Here is a 1,414-nt window from a genome sequence, read left to right as displayed (position 1 = left end):
GGCGATTCCGGGCGCGATCGCGATCCACGCGTCGCCCGACGCGTCATCCGCCCTCGTCGCGGTGCTCCGGCCCGGGGCGGTCGGCACGTTTCGCCTCTGCGCAGCCGGCACCGAATGGTGCAAGGTCAGCGTGCAACATTATTCAGGCTGGCTGGACCGCAGGGCGGTCTGGGGTCTTCTGCCGCAGGAGACGATCTAGCCGTCCTGATTGACGCGCGGCCCGGGCAGGCGCCCGGGCCGGGAACAGCGACCAGCGATCCGGTCGCGGAAAAAATCTGCAAGGAGAAAGCGCCCAATGACCATCACCTCCGCCTTCCGCCCCCGGCGGACGAAAATCGTCTCGACGCTCGGGCCGGCCTCGTCCGATCGTGCCACGATCCGTGCCCTGGCCGAGGCTGGGGTCGATGTGTTCCGGCTGAATTTCTCCCATGGCGCCCATGCCGACCATGCCGCCCGGCATGAGGCCATCCGCTCGGTCGAGGCCGAGCTGGGCCGCCCGATCGGCATCCTGGCCGACGTCCAGGGCCCCAAGCTGCGCGTCGGCACGTTCGAGAACGGCAAGGTGACCCTGCAGAGCGGCGCCGCCTTCCGCCTGGACCTCGACGATGCCCCCGGCACCGTCGAGCGCGTGCGCCTGCCGCACCCCGAGATCATCAGCGCCGCCACGGTCGGCAGCAACCTGCTGCTGGATGACGGCAAGCTGCGGCTGGTGGTGCGCGAGGTCGGACCGACCTATCTGGACACGGTGGTGGCCGTGGGCGGCGTGCTGTCCGAGCGCAAGGGCGTGAACGTGCCGGACATCGTGCTGCCGATCCCGGCCTTGACCGAAAAGGACCGCAAGGACCTGGATTTCGCGCTGGAACTGGGCGTGGAATATATCGGCCTGTCCTTCGTCCAGCGCCCCGAGGATGTCCGGGAGGCGCGTGACATCGCCGCCGGCCGCGCCTGGATCATGACCAAGGTAGAAAAGCCGCAGGCGATGGACAATCTGGACGAGATCGTCCGCCTGTCCGATGCGGTGATGGTCGCGCGCGGCGATCTGGGCGTGGAACTGCCGCCCGAGGCCGTGCCCCTGGCGCAGAAGCGCATCGTCCGCCTGGCCCGCCAGTTGGGCAAGCCGGTGGTGGTCGCCACCCAGATGCTGGAAAGCATGATCCACGCCCCGACCCCGACCCGCGCCGAGGCGTCGGACGTCGCCACCGCGGTGTTCGACGGCGCCGACGCCGTGATGCTGTCGGCCGAGACCGCCGCCGGGCAATACCCGCTGGAAGCCGTCGGCATCATGAACCGCATCGTGCGCCGGGTCGAAGAGGATCCGATCTGGCAGTCGATCATGCGCGCCAGTTGCCCCGAGCCCGAAGGGTTCGTCGCCGACGCGATCGCCGCCGCCGCCGGGCAGATCGCCGGCACGGCC

The 1,414-nt window shown here is 69.8% G+C and carries 2 protein-coding genes; both read left to right on the top strand.

Annotated features, from left to right (window positions below; genetic code table 11):
• Positions 1-199, top strand: a 199-nt coding sequence (locus HUK84_RS18215; RefSeq protein ID WP_246285769.1) for an SH3 domain-containing protein, incomplete at its 5' end; no start/stop codon positions are given.
• A 96-nt stretch (positions 200-295) separates the two neighbouring features.
• On the top strand, positions 296-1,414 hold a 1,119-nt coding region (gene pyk, locus HUK84_RS18210; RefSeq protein ID WP_176641498.1), incomplete at its 3' end, for a pyruvate kinase.

Source organism: Nguyenibacter vanlangensis (assembly GCF_013376155.1).
Taxonomy (GTDB): Bacteria; Pseudomonadota; Alphaproteobacteria; order Acetobacterales; family Acetobacteraceae; genus Gluconacetobacter; species Gluconacetobacter vanlangensis.
The sequence above is the reverse complement of the archived record's forward strand: the minus strand, read 5'-3'. Positions and strand labels throughout refer to the sequence as shown.